Genomic DNA, 17,683 nt, shown 5'->3' with positions numbered 1-17,683 from the left:
GTGCGCGGTCTGTGACTGCGCCGCCCTGCAAGCACAAGGATGCCCGATGAAGTCTGTTTTATTTCCCCGCCTGTTGTGGCTGTTGCCCGCACTGGCGCCGATGCTGGTAAGCGCCAATACGGTTGCAACCACGCCTCAACCCGCAGCACAAACCCAAACCACCAGTAAAAAATCGGCGATTGCTGCGTTTACCAAAGGCATGCAACATCAGCGCGGTTATTTTGATTTTTATTACGACGCCAAGACCGACAAAGTTTATCTGCAGGTCGACAAATTAGCGCAGCCGTTTATTTTCCAGAGTTCGTTGCCGCGTGGTGTCGGTTCCAATGACATTGGTCTGGACCGTGGCCAGCTCGGCGACACCCGGCTGGTGCAGTTTGAACAATTTGGTAATAAGGTGATGCTGAAGCAGCTGAATACCTATTACCGCGCCAATTCCGCCAACCCGGCTGAACGTCAGAGTATCGACGAAGCTTTTGCCAGTTCAGTGCTGGCCGGGTTGCCGGTGGTGGCCAGCGATGGCGGCAAACTGTTGGTCGATTACACCGCGTTTTTGCAAAGTGATATGCATCAAATCAGCGCCAAACTGGAAGCACAACAACAAGGCAATTTCAGCCCGGATGCCAACCGCAGCGGCGTTTATTTAAAACGTAGCAAAGCCTTCCCGCGCAATACTGAACTCGAAGCCATGGTGACTTACAGCGGCAGTAAAGCCGGCGAATTTGTCAAACAAGTCACGCCGGCGCCAGAGGCTATTACTGTGCATCTGCACCATTCGCTGGTGGCGCTGCCGGAAGCAGGCTACGAGCCACGCGCCTTTCATCCTTATTCCGGCTACTGGAAAGTCGAGTATATGGACTACGCCACCGCCTTTGATCAGCCGATAGTGCAGCGCTTATTGCCGCGCCACCGCTTACAGAAGAAAGACCCTGCGGCAGCGGTCAGCGAAGCGGTTGAGCCAATTGTCTATTACCTCGACCCCGGCGTGCCGGAGCCGGTGCGCACTGCACTGAAACAAGGCGCCGGTTGGTGGGACCAGGCTTATCAAAAGCTTGGTTATAAAGATGCGTTTCAGGTCAAAGATTTACCTTCAGATGCCGACCCGATGGATGTACGCTACAACGTGATCCAGTGGGTGCACCGCGCCACACGCGGCTGGTCTTATGGTTATGGCGTGACCGACCCACGCACCGGCGAAATTATCAAAGGCCATGTGACTTTAGGCTCACTACGGGTACGGCAGGATTTCCTCATCGCAACCGGCCTCACCGCACCTTATCAGCCAAACGGCAGCACCGAAGCGGCCAAAACTATGGCGCTGGCCCGCATTCGCCAACTGGCGGCGCATGAAGTGGGTCATACGCTGGGGCTTATTCATAACTTTGCCGGCAGCGCCAATGGCCGCGCGACTGTGATGGATTATCCGCATCCGCAGGTCGACCTGCGCAACGGCAAACTGGCGTTGGACCAGGCCTACCGCGAAGGCCTTGGCGAATGGGATTTGTACGCCATTGCTTATGGTTATGGCGACCACAACGACAGCGCACGCGCAGCATTGGTGCAGCAAGCCAAACAACAGGGTTTGCAATATATGGCCGATGAAGACGCACGGCCGGCAGGCGGCGTCAGCGCTGTCGGCCATTTATGGGACAGCGGCGCTGATCCGGTGACGGAATTGACCCGGCTGAGCCAAGTGCGGGTGGCTGCACTCCAACAATTTGGCCTTGATAATATCGCCAGCAACCGGCCTTTGTCGGCGCTGCATGAAGCTTTAGTGCCGATTTATGCGCTGCATCGTTATCAGGTTGAAGCTGTCAGTAAACTGATTGGCGGCGCGCATTATGAATATGAATTAAAAGGCGATTACGACCAGCCGAAAGGTTTTCAGTGGGTAGATACCAAGCAACAACAGGCCGCATTGACGGCGTTACTCGACACTCTGACGCCGGAATTTCTGGTGCTGCCTAAAGAGCTGCTCGCACTGATTCCACCCAAAGCTTATGGCGATGCCGATGGCCGTGAGAGTTTTCAGGGCCGTAATGGCCTGGCCTTTGACCCGCTGTCTGCCGCTGAAGCATCAGCCAATCATACGCTGAGCCTGCTGTTACACCCACAGCGACTGAACCGCTTAAGCAGCCAGCAGCAGCTCAATGCGCTGCTCGGCACTGTGCTTGACCAGACTATTCTGGCCGACAGCGGTGATGACAACGCAGGCCTGATTCGCCAGCGCGTCAGTCATGTCGCGTTTTACCAGCTGATGCAAAGCCTGACGCACCAAGACTTAGCGCCGGAAGCACGGGCGACTTTGCTGGCGAAGCTGACCGACCTTGGCAAACAACTGCAAAAACGCGACGATGGCACCGCGTTACTGCTCGCCAGCCAGTGGCAGCAGTATCTGCAGCATGGCGTCTGGCAACCGGTATTTGTACCAAAACAACTGCCACCGGGTGCGCCGATTTAACAGCACAGGCATCAAGACTGACCGGCCACAGCAGCTTATGCTGTGGCCAGCCTTCGTAAACTAATCTTTGCTCTGAATCCGATTGGCAAACTGCGACACAGCGTCGACCACTTTTTGTGCCGCGGACTGGATGTCGTTAATCACTTCGCGGGCTTGCCCGACCAGCTGATTCACCTGCAGCGCCTGCTGCTGACTGCCCTCAATAATCGACACTGCGTTCTGTGACAACTGCTGATTGCGATTAACCACTTCAGTGATCTCTGCCGTCGCGGCACTGGTGCGGGACGCCAGCTGGCGCACTTCATCGGCGACCACGGCAAAACCACGGCCCTGGTCACCAGCACGCGCCGCTTCAATGGCTGCATTTAACGCCAGCAAATTAGTCTGATCGGCAATACTGCTGATGCTCTGAATAATGCTGTTAATCAGCTGCGACTGGTGCGCCAAATCATTGATATTGCCCACGGCGGCCGCCATCTGCGTTTCGAGTGACTGCATCACCGCGGCGGTATCATGCATCACCTGCATGCCCTGGCGGGCACTCTGGTCGGTCAAACTGGAGGTGTCATATGCGACAGCAGCCGCAGCCGCTACTTCTTGTTCCTGACGGATTTGTTCAGTGATCACAGTGGCAAATTTCACCACTTTGACATACTGACCAGCGGCATTCTGAATAGGGTTGTAAGAGGCTTCCAGCCAGACTTCGTTACCGCGACGGTCAATACGGCGAAAACGTGCCGCAACAAACTGGCCTTGTTGCAGTTGCTGCCAGAATTGCTGGTATTCCGGGCTGTTGCTAATGTCCGGCGGGCAAAACAAGCGGTGATGTTTGCCCTGAATATCAGACAGCTGATAACCCATCCCCCGCAGAAACAACTCGTTGGCGTGCAGCACATGGCCCTGCATATCAAATTCAATCACCGCCATCGAGCGTTGCATGGCGCGGATCAGCGCATCATGTTGCTGCGAGGTATCAATAGTGCGGGTCAGGTTGCTGGCATAGAGTTCAAAATGGTCCAGCTGGCCGTTACTGCTACGCGCCGGACACAAACCGGCCCGCAGCCAGTATTGGTTTTTTTGCCGATCTTCGACCTGCCAGACACCGACATAAACCTGCCCCTGTGCCAATGCTGTCTGTAATTTTTGGCAATGTCCGGTTTGGCGCAACTCTGCCGGTATCAGGTCCAGCAGGGTTTTACCCTGAAAAAATGCCGCGTCGGCTTGCAGCTCACTGAGAAAGTTATCATTCGCCCGCTCGATCCGGCCGCGGGCATCCAGCATCAGATGCATCATTTTCTGATTCAGGCTGTCTCTCACCTGTAAAAACATATCCAGCCGTTCGCGCAGTTGTTGATTTTCGAGCTTTAACGCTTTGTTTCCAAACATAAAAACTCCTCAAATCGGGGGGGGCTCCGTCGCAACGTCTGCTCCGGCTGTGCAGTGCACTGGGTCTACCAAACCAATGTAGAGGAATCACCTCTGATTGCAAGCGAACAGGCCGCTGCTTTGCCCTGCCACAGCGCGATGTTGGCACCCGCCGGCAAAATTACGACTTTAGTACTGGTTTTTCTGTCCGTCCGACGAATGTTCGGCGCCGGGCGGCAGGCATAACATCGGTGGTGACAAGGCAGAGGGCATACGCCTGCTGACCATAACAACAAATCCACGGGGTAGATGATGATTTATGCAAATCCAGGGCAAGACGGCGCCCTTGTAACCGTTAAAACACAATATGGTAATTTCATTGGCGGCCAATGGCTGGCGCCGGTCAAAGGCCAGTATTTTGACAATATTTCACCGGTAACCGGCCTGCCGTTTTGCCAAATCCCGCGTTCCACTGCCGAAGATATTGAGCTGGCGCTGGACGCCGCCCACGCCGCCAAAGCCAGCTGGGGCGCCACTTCTGTCACTTTCCGTTCGAATTTACTGCTGAAAATCGCCGACCGGCTGGAGCAACATCTGGAGCAAATCGCCGTCGCCGAAACCTGGGACAACGGCAAAGCAGTGCGCGAAACTTTAAATGCCGACGTGCCGCTTGCTGTCGATCATTTCCGTTATTTTGCCGGTGCAATCCGCGCGCAGGAAGGCAGTATCGGTGAAATTGACCAACACACTGTGGCTTATCATTTCCATGAACCGCTCGGTGTCGTCGGTCAGATTATTCCATGGAATTTCCCGCTGCTGATGGCCGCCTGGAAACTGGCTCCGGCACTCGCTGCCGGCAACTGCGTAGTGTTAAAACCGGCCGAACAAACGCCGTGGTCTATCTTAAAATTCATTGAAATTATTGAAGATTTACTGCCAGCCGGCGTGCTGAACGTCGTCAACGGCTATGGCCGCGAAGCCGGTGAAGCGCTGGCCACCAGCAAACGCATCGCTAAAATTGCCTTTACCGGCTCGACACCAACAGGTTCACATATCCTCAAATGCGCCGCCGAAAACATCATCCCGTCGACGGTTGAACTGGGCGGTAAATCACCGAACATCTTCTTTGCCGATGTGATGAATTTTGAAGACAGTTACTTAAGCAAATGTATTGAAGGCGTGGTGCTGGCGTTTTTTAACCAGGGCGAAGTCTGCACTTGTCCGTCCCGTTTGTTAGTGGATGAAAGCATCTACGATGCATTTATTGCCAAAGTCATTGAGCGCACCAAAGCCATCAAACGCGGTAATCCGCTGGATACCGAAGTGATGGTCGGCGCGCAGGCATCGGCCCAGCAATTTGACAAAATCATGAGCTACCTGACCATTGGCCGCGAAGAAGGCGCGCAGGTATTGATTGGCGGTGATAAAGAAGCGCTCGGCGATGGTCTGAACGGCGGATTTTACGTGCAGCCGACCCTGCTCAAAGGCCACAACAAAATGCGGGTGTTCCAGGAAGAGATCTTTGGCCCTGTGGTCGCCGTCACCACTTTTAAAACTGAAGCCGAAGCGCTGGCGATCGCCAATGACTCTGAATTTGGCTTAGGAGCAGGCGTCTGGACCCGCGACATGAACCGCGCTTACCGCATGGGCCGTGGTATTGAAGCCGGCCGCGTCTGGACCAACTGTTACCACCATTATCCGGCGCATGCCGCTTTTGGGGGTTACAAAAAATCCGGCGTCGGTCGCGAAACACACAAAATGATGCTCAATCACTATCAGCAAACCAAAAACCTGCTGATCAGTTATGACGTCAATCCACTGGGCTTTTTCTAAGCCCGGCTTTTTGACTTTAATCTACGCAGGCAAGCCGGACTTGGGTCCGGCTTGCCTGCGGCAAGAAATTCGCCCTACAATCCGGTACATGCCTGCCGTCCAGGCCAGCTTTAGGCGAAATTATGTCTGCCTGTTCCGACCCCATTGTTGCCGCCATGTCTGCCGCGCCCGATGCCAATCAGGCGGTGGCTGAACTCGCCGCACAACTGCTGCCGCCCGAACCCGGCTTTGTGTTGTTTTTTTGCTCCGCCGAATATGACCGGCCTGCGCTGGAACAAGCCTTTGCCCGGCATTTTACCGGCGTCACTCTCGCCGGCTGCACCACGGCCGGTGAAATCACACCACGCGGCTACGACCAGGGCACTATTTGCGCTTTGGCGTTCAGCGCCAGCCATTTTCAGGTGGCGCTGGCCTGTATTGAAGATTTGGCCGCTTTTGATTTATTGCAGGCACAAAAGCTGGTCGATGCCTTATTGCAACATAAGCTGCACCATAAACTGCAGGATCTGCAAAAAGCCCGGCCTTTTGTACTGACTTTGCTCGATGGCTTATCCGCGCAGGAAGAAATGGTATTGCTGGCACTTGAAGCGGCGCTGGGTAATATCCCTCATTTTGGCGGTTCAGCCGGTGACGACAACCTGCTCAGCGCCACCCATATTTTTGCCAATGGCCGGTTTTATCAGGGCGCTGCCGCTGTCATTATGCTGCACACCACACTGCCATTTGAGGTATTCAGTACCCACCACGTCAGCGCGCTGACCGACAAACTGGTGGTCACGGCAGCCACCTCCGACATGCGCACTGTGCTGGAGCTTAACGCAGAACCTGCCGCCCTCGCCTATGCTGCGGCCATAGGTTGTAGCGTCACAGACCTCAATGCCACTGTCTTTGCCATGCATCCGTTGGCGGTGAAAATCGGCAAAGACTATTACGTCCGTTCTATTCAGCGCGTCAATCCGGACGGCAGCCTGACCTTTTATTGCGCCGTCGGGCTTGGTGCTGTGCTGACGACGATGCAGCCACAACCGATTTTGCCGGACTTACAACAACGCTTTGCCGACATTGAACAGCGCATCGGTGAACCGCTCATTACTATCGGCTGCGACTGTGTGCTGCGCCGGCTGGAAAGCGCCGAGCGCCACAGTTTGCCGCAGGCGTCAGAATTTTTCCGCGCCCATCGCGTATTTGGTTTTAACACTTATGGCGAGCATTTTCAGGGCGTGCACCTGAATCAAACCTTCACCGGCGTGGTGATCGCCAAGCCTGTGGACAGAGCACCATGACAACAACGCCATCTTCGCAACAAGCTGTGCCAAACGCCGGGCCAGACACTGGGAATGACGCCGGGCCTGACTCTGCTATTGAGCAGCAGCTGTTGGCGCTGCAGGCGGAAAACCAAAAGCTGCGCAAAATCAATCAGGCGCTGATCGAGCGCGTCGAAGCCGGCCAAAACGCCGTGCACACCGGACCTTATGCCGCCTTTCAACATGCTGCCGTGCTGGCCGAACAAGTGCGGGAACGCACCGCTGAGCTGTCGCGCGCTTATGACGAGCTGCGCCGCTCGGTGCGTTATTCGGAAACACTGGCGCAAAGCGAGCGCTGGATCCGCACTATTACCGACCATGTGCCGGCGATGATTGCTTATCTGTCGGCGGCCGGGATTTATCTGTTTACCAACCGCGGTTACGACGACTTTTATGGCGTACCAAGCGGCAGTTTATTAAATCAGACTTTGGACGCCGCGCATGGCCCGCAAGGCGCAGCACGGCTCGCGCCTTATGTGCTGCAGGTATTAAGCGGCGAGCAAGTTGTGTTTGAAATTGACGAGAAAAATGCCGGCGGTGAGTGGCGGCATTTGCTGAAGACTTATGTGCCGCATCGCGACGAGCAACAACAAATCAGCGGTTTCTTTGTATTAAACCGCGACATCACGGAGCGTAAACGCACCTCAGAGGCCCTGCGCCAGGCCAATTTACACCTGGAACAACGCGTCGCTGAACGCACCGCCGCGCTGACCACACTAAACCAACAATTACGCGCCGCCACTGCCACCGCCGAACAGGCCAATCAGTCAAAAAGCCAGTTACTGGCCGCAGTCAGCCACGATGTATTACAGCCGCTCAACGCGGCACGGCTGTTTAATGGCGCTCTACTGGAACAGCAGCTCGGGCACAACCAGCAACAGCTGGTGTTGTCGGCCGGTCGGGCGCTGGATGATGTTGGTGATTTACTGCGCACCCTGGTGGATTTATCCAAACTGGACGCCGGCCAGTTGCAACCCGATCGCAGCAGCGTAGCGCTTGGGCCTTTGTTAGCAGCGCTGGCCAGCGAGTTTGCCGCCTTGGCGGCCAGCAAAGGCCTGCGTTTTCGTTTTGTCACCACCAGTGCCACAGTGCAGACAGACCCGGCCTGGCTGACACGGATTTTACGCAATCTGCTGACCAATGCCTTGCGGTATACCCCGCCCGGCGGCTCGGTGTTGCTCGGCTGCCGCCGACGGGGCGACAAGGCGGAAATTCAGGTGCTCGACAGCGGCGTTGGCATTGCTGATGAACATCTTGAGCTGATTTTTCAGGAATTTCAGCGCCTGCCGCAAAGCCGCGCCACTGAAGCAGGCTTAGGCCTTGGCCTCGCTATTGTCGAGCGTTTATGCCGGTTATTGGCGCATCCGCTGCGGGTGCAGTCCGAACTGAACCGCGGTTCGGTGTTTGCATTACAGTTGCCTGTCGCGAAACCAGAGCCAGTGTTATCGCAGCTGATATTACCCGCCATGGATAAAGCAAACGCCAGCATCTGGGTCATCGACAACGACGCAACCATTTGTCAGGCCATGGATACCTTATTAACCAGCTGGGGGTATCAGGTACAAAGCGGGGCCGACACCGCTGCTTTTACCGCAAAGGCAAAACCCGATTTGCTGATTGTTGATTATCAACTGGCGGATGGACTGCTTGGCACCACTGTGGCGCAACAATTAAAAAGTCAGACTGGTTTTGCTGAATTGCCGGTGCTAATGATCACCGCCAATAGCCAGCAGCAACTCGCCATGGAACTGAAGCAACAGGGGTATCAGCTGCTGTATAAACCGGTGCGGCCGCTGCAGCTAAAAAGCATGCTGCGCCATTTGTTGTTGGGTGTTTGAGTTTTTAGCTGAGCTGCAACTACAGATACAGACTGAAATCGAGATCCCGCGCCAGCAAAATGGCCTGCACCCGGCTTGGCACGCCGAGTTTGGCCAGCACGGCAGAAACATGCGCTTTGACTGTGGTTTCAGCGATACACAGCGCGTCGGCGATTTGTTTGTTTGATTCGCCACTGACCATGCGCTGCAATACTTTGATTTGTTTTTTGGTCAGACCACGTAACAATGCCTGCTCAGCTTTATGTTCGATCGGGCTGTTGCCGGGCGCCACATGTTGGCGGAAGGTATCCGCCGGCAGATAAATGTCGCCATTGAGCAGCTGCTTCAGCGCACTGACCAGTTGCTGCCGGCCAGCCGCTTTGGAAATAAAGCCGGCGGCGCCAAACGCCATCGCCTGCAATACCGTTTGTTTGTCATCCTCGGCTGACAACATCGCGACTGCGATCTGTGGGAACTGCTGACGTAACTGCACTAAGCCGTTGAGTCCGGCCATACCCGGCATATTTAAATCGAGCAGAATAAATTCCAGCGCCGGATAAGCTGCAGCCAACTGCTGCACTTGCGCCAGCGAGCCGGCTTCGAGCACGCTCAGCGCAGTGAAATGCTGATTCAGCACGTCTTTCAGCGCATCACGATACAGCGGGTGATCATCGGCTATACAGATATATTGCATGGGCTCAGCTTTAGGCAAAAGTCAGCTTTGAATAGGGCAAACAGCAGAGTAAAGACTGACGCGGTTTTGTGCAAGCAGCCGGTCTGTGCCGGCCGCCATCTATAGGCAGGTGTATGGTATGCTGAGTTTCAGCGCTCAAAAGTACCTTTCACCAGCGCTTGTCCGCCCTGCACCAACAAGCGGCCTTTGGCTATCACGGAGTCGAGCTGCAAATCATCCCGGCGCAGCAACAGCAAGTCGGCATCCAGGCCTGGTTCGACACGGCCTTTTTGCGCCAGGCCGAGCACAGTCGCCGGCGCTGCCGTCACCGCAGTTAAGGCATGCGCCAGCGGGACATGGTGGCGCTGGACTGCATCAAGCAGACTGTCAAACAGACTCCGTACCTGCCCCACCTGTAAACCCTGTAATTCACCGTCGGCGTTAAAAATCGGCAAACTGGCATTGCCGTCCGAACTTAATGTCAGCTGCAGCGGTGCAATGCCGAGATACAGCGCTTCAGCCAGCGCCGCCGCGGCTGCGACTTCGCCGTGCTGCAAATCATAAGCTGTGGTGCTGGTGGTAAAATCGATGACACCACCTTTTTTGGCAAACTCAATGCCGGCTTCAAAGATACGGCGATTGCGGTTGATATGGGTCGGATAAAACTGCTTTAGTTTCAGCTCAGTACCGCTAACCGCCTGATAGAGTGGCTGCAACATCCGTTCGCCGGCACCAACATGCACGCTGACCACACCACTTTTGCCGGCTAACATACCGCCGACCCGCGCTGCCGCCGCCACTTTGCGAATTTCTTCGCTGGTCGGCTGCGACGAACGATGATCGCTGATGGCAATCTCACCGACACCAATAAACTTGTCGATCAGAATCAAATCGTCGGTGATGCTGCCCGTCAGCGTCCGGCACGGGATTTCATAAGAACCGGTATGGCAATAAGTGCTGATGCCCTCAGCCTCCAGCGCATGGGCCTTGGCCAGCAGGTTGGTTAAAGTGCGCGTGGTGGCGTCAGTGCCAAGTACGCCAATAGCGGTGGTGACACCGCCCAGCGTGGCGTCGGTTAACTGCATTTCCGGCGTGCGGGTGGCAAAGCCACCTTCACCGCCACCACCGATAAAATGCACCAGCGAATCAACCAAACCCGGCGTTAAGTAATAGTCCGCAGCATCAAAAACAGTCACAGGCACATTGCTGCCAGACAGATTAAAATCCTGGCCTATGGCGACAATCCGGTTACCGGCCACCAGCACATCCTGTCGGCCCAGCGGCTGTGGCGCCATCAGTTCAGCGTTTTTCAACAGAAGCATAGAGTTCACAGTCCAATCCTTTTTACTGATAATGCGTGGCGACAGCAAGCAGCATAAAGACGCTGGCCAATCCAAACAGATACAGCTGCAGCCGCCAGACAAAACGCAGCCAGATGGTCCAGTCGAGCCGCACTGCACCAAGGCAACCAATCAAGGCGGCAGAAGTTGGAATGATGCAGTTGGTCAGGCCATCGCCAAGCTGAAACGCCAGCACTGCGGTCTGACGCGACAGACCAATCAAATCCGCCAAAGGCGCAATCAACGGCATGGTTAAGGCGGCCTGACCTGAGCCGGAGGAAACAAAAAAATTAATCACCGACTGCACCACCAGCATCAGCCAGGCGGATAAATAGACCGGTAAATCCTGCAGCGACTGCGCCGAATAATACAGCAGCGTATTGAGTACCGACGGCGTTTGCGGGTCGCCACCACCGAGCAGCAGCAACATGCCTTTGGCCATACCGACAATCATCGCCGCCGGCAGTAATTCAGCGGCACCTTGTTTAAAACCGTCGGCGACATCGTTCACCGACATGCGCCGGCCAATGACGGCGATGGCACCAATCACGATGCCAATAGTGAAAAACTGGCTGGCAATTTCCGGGATGTAATATGCGCAGCTGGTGACGCCCCAGATGATCCAGCCAAGACCGGCAAAAAAAGCCAGTAGGATCACGGAGTCCAACAGCTGATATTGACTGACCACCTGCGCGCTATGCTGGTTGCGCTGGCGTAAATCAGAGTGATAACTTAACGACAGCGCCGGATTGGCTTTGATTTTGGCGGCGTAGCGCATCGTGAACACCAGCCCAAACAGCGTAAACAGCGCCCACATGCCCGTGCGCAGTTCCTGGCCGGAAAACAGCGGGATCTCGGCAATACCCTGGGCTATTGCCACGTTAAACGGATTCATCCAGGAAGTAGCAAAACCGATTTGGGTCGCGACATAAGTGACCAGCACTGTGGTGATAGCGTCGTAGCCTAAGGCCAGCAGCAGCGGCAGCAGGATGATGCAAAAAGCAATCGCCTCTTCACCCATGCCAAACACAGCACCACCGAGTGAAAACAGTAAAAATAACAAAGGGATAAACAAGAACTGCAGATTCTGTGTACGCCGGATCAGCGCCAGTATGCCATTGTGAATAGCGCCGGTTTTCATCAGGATGCCAAAGGCGCCACCGGTCAGCAGGATAAACATCACGACGCCCACCGCCGAGCCCCACTTATTGCCCGACACCAGGCCCTCAAAGGCATAATTAAAAAAACCGATACCGCCGCCTTCAGCAAACAGCGGTACACCGCCCCCGCTGTTTTCGGCAAATTGGAAACTATTTGGGTCGAGCTTGCCGGTGACTTTGGCAGCGCCTTGCACCACAGGCGCTGGTTCCAGTAGCTGAAAGGAACCCGCCGGGATCAAATGCGAAGCAATTGCTGCCAGCACCATGATAAAAAACAGGATCACCATAGCATCCGGCATCGACGACGCTGACGTGGATGTAGACGGCGAGGCTTGAGGTTGAACAGACATAACTTCACCTGCGAATGACGGCCGCAAACAGCCCGGCCGATAAATATTCAGATCAGCACACAGCGTTTTTCAGCAAAACCTTTCGGGCGCAAACTGCGTGTGACAATTGGAGGTGGCGCAACAGACGCCAGCCAGACACCGGATGTCTGGCTGAGATCTACTCGTTAAACCACTCCGACAGGTAGTAGGACGAGTAGTGATATGAGCTTAAAGCAAAGGCATTTTTCAGCATATCGCTACCAAAAGAACTGGGGAAAATGGGTGACAGCAAGGCTGTCCTTTTTCAGAAATACTGATTTAACCGGTGGAAGTCAAGCAACGCCGGCCAAAAAAACTACTGGATTTTGCTGCGGCGACCGGCGTATTAGTAAATAAACCTCAGCTACATGGACCTCACAATGAAACAATCTCTGAGCCAAGTTTTCCCGAAACTGCTGCCAGCGCTCGCGCTTTGCGGCGCCGCACCGGTGGCTGCCGCGACGCCACAATTTCCTGAATATTCAATGGTATTAGTCGGTGGTGGTCTGCATACCTGCAGCTCGCAAAGTCGCTCAGCCTGTACGGACAACCCGCAGTTTGCCGCCAACGCCAAAAGCAGCGAAATCTATGCACTCAGCCTGCCCCGCATCCGTGACATCAGCCAATCCGCGGTGTGGCCACAAAGCCGGGCTGAAACACGCCAGCAGACACAAGCTATCCTCAGTCAGCTGTTGCTGGATTTTGGCACCAAGGCCATGACTGAAGACGAACTGCGCCAGCGCTTACGGCTGGCCAAAGTTGAACTGGCCGGTCAAAGCATCAGCGGCGAAACTCTGTACCAGCAGCTGTCGGAGCTGGAGCTGAACCTGATGTTTGACCTGTTGCAGCAGCCGCAGCTTTTAGGCAAACAGTTTTTAGCAAATCAGCAGTCGGAAAAATCACAACGCCAACCTGAACAGGCCAGTCTGGCACAGACCAAAGACCCGTTCAGCGTCGAAATCTACCAGAAAATCACTGAACTGGCAGGCAAAGTGCGGCAAAAACCAGGGAAACCTGTGGTTTTAGTAGTGACGGCCTCCAGCCGTGACCCGCTGTCCGCGGTAGATTTTTACCAAAGCGCTTTTGCCGAGACCGGTGCCGAGGCGCGCTGGTTACCGCTAAACGCTGCCTATCAGGCGGCACAGCAGCAAAAAACCGCCGGCACAGCCAGTTGCGATCAGTTAGCCCAATACCTTGCTGACATCCATGGCAGCTACAACCGTGCGGCGGTCTATCCGGATTTATTCGCCAAGCTGCAGGCTTTTTGCCAGCAAGGCCCGGCTGCTGCCATCGCGCAAATTGAGCAAGCCGATGCGATCTTTTTTAACGGCGGCGACCAAAGCCTGACGCTACAAGCGCTGCGCCTGCCAGACGGCAGCGCCAGCCCGGAACTCAAGGCCATCACAGCCCGGCTGCAGGCTGGCAAGCTGATTGTCGCCGGCACCAGCGCCGGCACTGCGGTGCAGGCTGGCGCAAATGCGGGTCAAAAACCCCTGCCGATGATTAGCAATGGCAGCAGCACTCAGGCGCTGCAAAGCGGCGCTGTGGCGGCAGAGGCACCGCTCGCAGGTTGCGAGAAAAACCACAGCTGCCCGGCAGAACTGACCGAAGATCAGCTGACCTACCGCGCCCAGGGTGGCCTGGGTTTATTCCCCTTTGGTGTCACCGACACGCATTTTTCTGAGCGCGGCCGCGAAGCCCGGCTGGTAAGGCTACTCAGCGATACACAAACCCGCTACGGTTTTGGCGTCGATGAAGCCACAGCCTTGCTGGTTGGTTTAAATCCGACAGCACCCAACAATGCCCGCTTTGCCGTACTTGGCGCCTCAGGTGTGTTTATCGCCGACCTTGCCGGCGCTAAGGCCAAAGGCAGCGGCGCGGATTGGACCATCAGCGGTGTGCGCACGCACTACCTGAGCCGCGACGACCAGGCGTTGCTGCAACAAGGCCAGCTGAAGGTGATGTTTGCGCCGTGGAAAAAGCCGGTGATGCAGCAGCAGAACCAGCCTGCAGTGCTGAAAAAAGACGACATTCTGCGTGGTGATCACTACCGGCAACTGGCGTTGCAACTGTGCCAAAGCGGGCAGCCCCGCGCCGAAGGACAAGCAGAAAAAGCCCAGCTAGTGCTGCTGCAACAAGCCGACAGCCGGGCTGTATTTGGCACTTATTCGCAGGTAACGCCGGCGGCAGATTATTGCTCTTATCAGAATTTTTATCTGCAGATCAATCGCTAAGCGTTCAGTGCCTGCAGCGTGAAAAAAAACCGCTTGACAGTTTTTGCCGGATCAGACAGTTTGAAAAGCAAGCCGATTTTCCGGCTGTGCTGGTCCGGTTGGACCTGCTAAAACCCGAATAGCCCCGAATAACCCCAGGTCAGCTGCCGCTTCAATGTTGCGCCGCTGCCAAACCCAAAGGAGGAGAGTTATGTTGAAATGCGCAGTCAACCTGAGCAACTACCGTTACTCTCCTTACTACCTGTCCGAGTGGTTTAATAATTAGCCACCCCTCTGCCTGACGCAGAGGGACGCCCCACAGATCCCGGCTTTACGGCAATAATTCGCCTGTTTTTGCACACTCCCTGCAATGGCAGTCCGTGGTTATTGATGATCTGTCCGAGCGTGTCACTCCGGATCTGCCTGTGCGGCCCCTCTGCGTCGTTTTTTGCACAACGTCAACCAGATTGCTTTGAAGCAACATTTTGATCCAGAGGAATACCCATGAACACAACGACATCACCGGCAGCGAAAATCCGTAAATCAGCCCTGTGCAGCGCCCTGTTGCTGGCTTTCAGCACGCAAGCCCAACAAGCACCGGCGACTGGCACAGCAGAGCTAGATGCCGAGAAAAAAATCGAAAAAATTGAAGTCACAGGCTCGCGCCTCAAAGGCGTCGACATGGAAGGTGCCAATCCACTGCAGGTGTTTACCGCCGATGAGTTGATTAACAAAGGCTACGACAATGTCGCCAGCTTCCTGCGTGACCTGCCACAAGCCGCCAGCGCCGGCACTTTCACTGAAAACGGCAATGTCGGTGGTTCCGATGGCACACCACCGGGCGCCGCCGGCGTCAGTTTACGCGGCCTGGGCTCGAGTTCCACACTGGTGCTGGTGAATGGCCGTCGCGTGGCGGTTGATTCTTTCTCGAACGGCTTTGATGCTTTTGTCAACGTCAACGCCATTCCGATGGCAGCGATTGAACGCATCGACGTGCTGACCGACGGCGCCGCTTCGGTCTATGGCTCTGATGCCATCGCCGGCGTCATCAACTTTATCCTGAAAAAAGATTACGAAGGCCAGGAGATCAGCGCCATGTATGGCGATGACACTGCTGACAGTGATTTCAGCCGGCAGAATTTCACTTACACCGGCGGTTTTGCCACGGAAAACTCCAACACCACGCTGGTGCTGGATTATTTCAAACGCGATGCGCTGATGAATACCGACCGGCCAATTGACGTCACCTTCCTGTCGTCAACCCGCGTCACCATCGACGGCAAAGATTACGCCGAACCCTGGTGCGGCAGCGCAACCAGTAACGGCGGCACACGTTGCCAGTACGACTATGTCATGGAGCGCGCTATTCAGCCGGACAGCAAAAACCTCGGTGCCACGCTGAACCATATCTATCGCCTCGGCGGTGACAAAGAGTTGTTTGTCGAAGCCATGTACCAGCAAAACAGCGGCCATTCCTATGATTCAGCCGGCTCTTTTGACTTGCGAGTGCCGGGAACATTGAGTTCAGTGCCGCAATGGGCCCGTGACATTGACGCCAAAAATGGCTCAGCCGGCACCATCCGCATCCGTTCGCGTTATCCGGAAGTACGGATGCAGCAATATGACAGCAACAGCTACCGCCTGCTGGCTGGCCTTCGCGGTGAAACCACTTTGTTTGGCAGCAGCGATAGCTGGCGCTGGGAAACGGCTGCGACTATCGGTAAATCCGACAATGAAGTGTTGCATACCAGTGGCTATTACAATCTGGATCGCGTCGCTGCGGCCACAGCCAGCGGCCAGTTTAATCCGTTTAATTTAGGCCGCGACACTAAGCCTGAAGTGCTGACCAGCCTGCGCGAACTGGCGCCGCGCGTCGGTGAATCGGACGTCAAATCCTGGGACTTTAACTTAAGTGGTCAGCTCGGTGAATTGCCAGCCGGCCCCATCAGCGCGGTATTTGGTGGTGAATGGCGCAGCGAAGATATCTTCGACCGGCCGGCTTTGGTCGCCCAGCAAGGTTTAGTCAGTACTTTAGGTGCCAGCGATGCTGCTGCGGACCGCACCCAATATGCCGGTTACGCTGAATTTAACCTGCCATTGACCGAACAACTCGATGCGATCACCGCGCTGCGTTATGACCATTACAGTGATTTTGGCGGCGACACCAACCCGAAAATCTCGCTGCGTTACAAAGCCACAGATGATGTGATCCTGCGCGCCAGCTGGAGCACCGGTTTCCGCGCACCGTCTTTGTCTGAACTCGGTGCCGGTACTTCATTAGGTTCTAACTATATCGATTGCGGCAGCGGTAAACCTTATAACGGTTTGTGCGGCAGCTTCGGTGCTCAGGCCGGTGAACTGGAATTTGATCAGGAAACACTGGGCAACCGTGGCCTGGATGCGGAAAGCTCCGAAGCCTGGAACGCCGGTGTGTCGTGGAACCTGACCGACGATTTTAATATCACGTTAGATTACTGGCGTTACGAACACACCGATATTGTTGATGTTGATGCCAACACCACATTAAAAGCCTGTCTTGCCGGCACAGCACCGACTGTAACGAGCGAAGCAGCCCTGAACGGTGCCTTTGGCTGTGTCAAAGATGCCGGCGGGGATTTGGTATTCCTGCGTACCGGTTTCTTTAACGTGGGTGCACAAGAAACTGACGGTATCGACGCCAAAATCAAATACGGCTTTGACAGCAGCGCCGGTCGTTTTAACCTGACCTTAGCCGGCACCCGCACTTTGAGCTACGAACGTCAGCTGACTGCCGACGACCCGGCCGAAGATTTGCTGGGTAAACTCAGTGGTGCCAGTGAAATTGCCCGGCCAGAATTTGTCGGCGACGCAGCTGTTGACTGGGAACTGCAAGACTGGAATGCCAGCCTAAGCGCACACTTCATCAGCTCGCTCGGTGATGGTGACTTTAAGTTTGACAACGAAACTGTCAAATCCTGGCTGACGCTCAACGCCAGTGTCGGTTACAACATCACCGACAAACAGGATATCCAGTTCGCGGTGCGTAATCTGACCGACAAAGAACCACCTTACGCATCATCACCAACCAACGGTTATGCCAGCTCGATTCACGACTGGTTAGGCCGTAACTGGACGCTGCGTTATACCGTGAAGTTCTAAGTCCACCGCGC

The 17,683-nt window shown here is 55.3% G+C and carries 10 protein-coding genes; 6 read left to right on the top strand and 4 right to left on the bottom strand.

All coding sequences use genetic code 11. The features are described 5' to 3' along the window. The first annotated feature begins 46 nt into the window (after positions 1-46). Complete coding sequence (locus ABNT34_RS00885; protein WP_348727926.1) at positions 47-2,461, top strand: zinc-dependent metalloprotease; 2,415 nt, start codon at positions 47-49, stop codon at positions 2,459-2,461. A gap of 60 nt (positions 2,462-2,521) precedes the next feature. Here the strand turns inward: ABNT34_RS00885 and ABNT34_RS00880 are convergent, their stop codons facing one another. Next, entirely contained in the window at positions 2,522-3,847 is a 1,326-nt protein-coding gene (locus tag ABNT34_RS00880) for a methyl-accepting chemotaxis protein (protein WP_348727924.1), read from the bottom strand. Between the two features lie 291 nt (positions 3,848-4,138). Here ABNT34_RS00880 and ABNT34_RS00875 point away from each other — a divergent pair, with 291 nt between their 5' ends. The 3 genes from ABNT34_RS00875 (at position 4,139) to ABNT34_RS00865 (ending at position 8,801) form a co-directional block, all read left to right on the top strand. Then, complete coding sequence (locus ABNT34_RS00875; protein WP_348727922.1) at positions 4,139-5,659, top strand: aldehyde dehydrogenase family protein; 1,521 nt, start codon at positions 4,139-4,141, stop codon at positions 5,657-5,659. 122 nt (positions 5,660-5,781) lie between these two features. Next, positions 5,782-6,942 (top strand): nitric oxide-sensing protein NosP, encoded by a 1,161-nt coding sequence (nosP, locus tag ABNT34_RS00870; RefSeq protein ID WP_348727920.1) that lies wholly within the window; start codon positions 5,782-5,784, stop codon positions 6,940-6,942. Continuing rightward, positions 6,939-8,801: a PAS domain-containing hybrid sensor histidine kinase/response regulator gene (locus tag ABNT34_RS00865; RefSeq protein WP_348727918.1), complete on the top strand. Its 1,863-nt coding sequence runs from the start codon at positions 6,939-6,941 to the stop codon at positions 8,799-8,801. Before nosP ends, ABNT34_RS00865 begins: the two co-directional genes overlap by 4 nt. 19 nt (positions 8,802-8,820) lie before the next feature. Here ABNT34_RS00865 and ABNT34_RS00860 read toward each other — a convergent pair whose 3' ends face one another. The 3 genes from ABNT34_RS00860 to yfcC form a co-directional block, all read right to left on the bottom strand. After that, the gene (locus tag ABNT34_RS00860; RefSeq protein WP_348727916.1) at positions 8,821-9,474 is read right to left on the bottom strand and encodes a response regulator transcription factor; all 654 of its coding nucleotides are present in this window, start codon (positions 9,472-9,474) and stop codon (positions 8,821-8,823) included. A gap of 128 nt (positions 9,475-9,602) precedes the next feature. After that, positions 9,603-10,775, bottom strand: coding sequence for a beta-aspartyl-peptidase (iadA, locus tag ABNT34_RS00855; RefSeq protein WP_348727959.1), 1,173 nt, complete (start codon positions 10,773-10,775; stop codon positions 9,603-9,605). 22 nt (positions 10,776-10,797) lie between these two features. Then, a complete protein-coding gene (yfcC, locus tag ABNT34_RS00850) occupies positions 10,798-12,303 on the bottom strand; it encodes a putative basic amino acid antiporter YfcC (RefSeq protein WP_348727914.1) in 1,506 nt (501 codons plus the stop codon). Between the two features lie 398 nt (positions 12,304-12,701). Between yfcC and ABNT34_RS00845 the strand changes: the two genes are divergently transcribed. Together ABNT34_RS00845 and ABNT34_RS00840 are read left to right on the top strand one after the other, a co-directional pair. Then, on the top strand, positions 12,702-14,555 hold the full coding sequence (locus ABNT34_RS00845) for a cyanophycinase (protein ID WP_348727912.1): 1,854 nt from the start codon (positions 12,702-12,704) through the stop codon (positions 14,553-14,555). A 483-nt stretch (positions 14,556-15,038) separates the two neighbouring features. Next, a complete protein-coding gene (locus ABNT34_RS00840) occupies positions 15,039-17,672 on the top strand; it encodes a TonB-dependent receptor (RefSeq protein ID WP_348727911.1) in 2,634 nt (877 codons plus the stop codon). Positions 17,673-17,683: the final 11 nt, after the last annotated feature.

The sequence above is a fragment of the Rheinheimera texasensis genome, from assembly GCF_964031785.1.
In the GTDB taxonomy this organism is placed as follows: domain Bacteria; phylum Pseudomonadota; class Gammaproteobacteria; order Enterobacterales; family Alteromonadaceae; genus Pararheinheimera; species Pararheinheimera texasensis_A.
This window is presented reverse-complemented; position numbering and strand designations above follow the sequence as displayed.